Raw genomic sequence first — 3,716 nt, 5'->3', positions numbered from 1 at the left:
GTATGTGATCACGCAGGCGGATGTGGATGCGGGGCGTGTGGTGAACACGGCGACCGCGACGGGGACCCCGGCGCGCAGTGGTCCGATCACCGCGACCTCGCCCGAGAGCATCGTCCCCACCCAGACCGCCGCACCGCAGCTCTCCGTCGTCAACGGGGGACGCCTCGCCGACGGAGCGACCGGTCGTGCCGGCGACGAGGTGATCTGGACGTACGTCCTCACCAATGACGGGAACGTCACGCTCAGCGGCGCGGCACTCAGCGATGCTCTCGCCGGAGTCGGTGCTCCCGAGTACGTATGGACGACCCCGGTCGGCGTGCTCGCCCCTGGAGAATCGGTCACGGCGACCGCGTCCTACCGCCTCACCCAGTCCGACGTCGACGCGGGAAGCGTCAGCAGTCTCGTCACCGGCGCCGGCACGCCCCCGAACGGTGGCGCCCCGGTGACGGCATCCGCCCCGGCGACGGTTCCTCTCACCGCCGACCCAGTGCTCGTCGTCACCAAGGACGACGCCGCGACCGGCGGCGCCGCGGGCGACACCATCACGTATTCGTTCACGATCGAGAATCGCGGCAACGTGACGCTCTCGGGTGTCGTCCTCGCCGATTCGCTCGCCGGTCTCAGCGCGCCGGTCATCATCTGGCCGAGCGTGACGCGTGTGCTCGCGCCCGGCGAGGTGGCCACCGCGACAGCGCAGTACACGATCACGCAGGCCGACGTCGACGCAGGGGCTGTGGCGAACACCGCGCGGGCGAACGCGACGGCACCGGGCGGTACTCCGGTCACCGCATCCTCGGCCGAGGTCGTCACTCCACTCGATGCAGCCCTCCCCGCGGTGGAGACGACGAAGTCCGCGGAACTGGCCGAGGGCGCGGGCGGCGCGGTGGGCGACGTCATCGACTACACCGTCCGGGTGAGCAACGTCGGCAACGTAACCCTCGACGAGGTGACCCTGGAGGACGACCTCGAGGGACTCTCCGACATCGAGTACGTCTGGCCGGGCATGGAGGGCGTGCTGGCACCCGGCGAGACCCTCGTCGGAACCGCGCGGTACGTCATCACGCAGGCCGATGTCGACCGAGGCTCCGTGGACAACGTCGCGACCGGGGCGGGCACATCGCCGACCGGCATCCGTGTCGACGACCCCTCCGACCCTGTCGTCGTCTCGACCGTATCGGCAGCTCCCGACGCCGCGATCACGAAGGACGGCGCCCTCGAGCCCGGAGCAACCGGACGCGCCGGGGACACGGTGCTCTACACGTTCCGCCTCGCCAACACCGGAAACGTCACCCTCAGCGACATCCAGCTCGACGATCCGCTCCCCGGAATCTCGGAGATCGACGTCGCCTGGCCCGGTGCCGTCGGCGTCCTGGCGCCGGGGGCCTCTGCCGACGCGACGGCCGAATACCAGCTCACCCAGGCTGATGTGGACCGTGGTTCGCTCGCCAACACCGTCACCATGTCGGTGACGACGCCCGGGGGAGCGACTCTCGACCGCACAGCATCCGACGACCTGCCCATCACCGAGGCCGCAGAGCTCACGACCGTCAAGACCGGGCGTCTGCTCGAGCCGGGGATCGGGGCGGTCGGCGACGTCATCGAATACCAGCTCGTCGTCACGAACACCGGAAACGTCACCGTGCAGGACGGTCGTCTGATCGACCGTCTCGCCGGGCTCTCCCTGCCCGACATCGACTGGCCGGGACCCGAGGGCGAGCTGCTCGTCGGCGACACGGTGGTCGGTACCGCTCGGTACACCCTCACCCAGGCCGACGTGGACCGCGGCTTCGTGCGCAACGTCGCAGGAGTCGAGGCGATCACCGAACAGGGCACGATCGTCGTGGCCGACTCGAACCCGGTGGTCATCAACACCGTGCAGCCCGCTGCCGCGCTCACCGTGGCCAAGGACGGCGTGGTCCAGGGCGACGGCGACGGAGTCGTCGGCGCGATCGTCGACTACACGTTCCGGATCACGAACACCGGCAACGTGACGGTCAGCGCCATCACGCTCGCCGACCCGATGCCGGGGCTGAGCACACCGGAGATCGACTGGCCCGGCGCCACGGGTGTGCTCGCACCGGGTCAGTCGGCGACCGCCACGGCCGCGTACACGATCACGCAGACCGATGTCGACGCAGGGTCCATCGCGAACGCGGCCACCGCGACAGGCAGCTCGCGCGGCGGCGTCGTCACCAGCCCGGCAGGCATCGAGACGGTCGACACGCAGGGTATCCAGGCGTCGGTCGACGTGACGAAGGATGCTGCGCTCGACCCCGCTGCGACGGGGGTCGCCGGCGACGTGGTGACGTGGACCTACTCCCTGCGCAACACCGGCAACGTCACGCTGACCGCCGTCTCGCTCACGGACCGGCTCGCCGCGTCCACGGCCCCGGACTACACCTGGCCCGATCCCGCGCGTCCCGGCGTCCTTCTGCCCGGCCAGACGGTGACCGCGACCTCGACGTACGTGCTCACCCAGGCCGACGTCGACCGAGGTCGGGTCTCGAGCGCGGTCGACGGTGCGGGAACGCCCCCGCGCGGTGCTGACGTGACCGGCTCCGCCATCGACTCCGTCGTCATCGCCGCCCGTCCGGGGCTCGCCGCCACGAAGGTCGGTACGGTCGACGGCGCCGGCGACGTCGGCGACCGCATCGACTACGCCTTCGGCATCACCAACACCGGCAACGTCACGCTGACCCTGGTGGACCTCGTCGACGCGCTGGCCGGAGTCAGCTCCCCGGAGTTCGACTGGCCGGGTGACCCGGGGGTGCTGCTGCCCGGCGAGACCGTCGACGCGACGGCGGACTACACGATCACGCAGGCCGACGTCGATCGCGGTTCCGTGACGAACATCGCGACCGCCAGCGGCAAGCCCCCGGTCGGCGACACCATCACGTCGAGCACCCCGCCGACGGACACCGCAGTCGCAACCGCTGCGCCCGAGCTGGTGACAGGCAAGACCGCGACGCTCCGCGGCGATGGAGCGGTCGGCGACATCGTCGACTACGCCTTCACGATCGAGAACGACGGAAACGTGACGGTCTCGGGCATCACGCTCAGCGACCCGCTGCCCGGTCTCTCGGTTCCGACGGTTCGCTGGCCAGAGACGCCCGGTGTCCTCGCACCCGGCGAGAGGGCCACCGCCACCGCCAGCTATGCGATCGTCCAAGCCGACGTCGACGCGGGTGAGGTCGTGAACCAGGCGACGGCAGCCGGCACTGCTCCGAACGGCGCACCGGTCTCGGATCCGTCCGGGGTGGTCCGCACCGAGACCGCCGCGGGTGACCCCGGCATCATCGTGGAGAAGACCGGGGCGCTCACCGCCGGCGCGACCGGACAGGTCGGAGACCTCGTGCAGTTCGGGTTCCGAATCGTCAACAGCGGCAACCAGACCGTCCGCGACGTGTCGCTCTCGGACGCACTGCCCGGCATGAGCGCCATCGATGTCGTCTGGCCGAGCGACGCGCCGGACGCGGTGGGTGTGCTGCCGGTGGGGGCGGAGGCTCGTGGCACGGCCACCTATGCGCTGACCCAGTCCGACATCGACGCGGGAGCCGTGTCGAACGCCGTCGACGCGACCGCGACCGCTCCCGACGGCACCACCGTCGACGGCGTCGATGCCACGACCGTCGTCATCCCTCGCACTCCCGCTTTGTCTGCGGTGAAGTCGGGGGTGTTGGGTGCGGGTGGTATCGGTGTGGTGGGTGACACGGTGG

Annotated in this window: 1 protein-coding gene; it reads left to right on the top strand. The window is 70.6% G+C overall.

The window, feature by feature from the left end:
* A partial coding sequence (locus FSY98_RS16540) for a beta strand repeat-containing protein (RefSeq protein WP_396652357.1) occupies window positions 1-3,716 on the top strand: 3,716 nt, incomplete at both ends.

Source organism: Microbacterium sp. 1.5R (assembly GCF_007667425.1).
GTDB lineage: Bacteria > Actinomycetota > Actinomycetes > Actinomycetales > Microbacteriaceae > Microbacterium.
The sequence above is the reverse complement of the archived record's forward strand: the minus strand, read 5'-3'. Positions and strand labels throughout refer to the sequence as shown.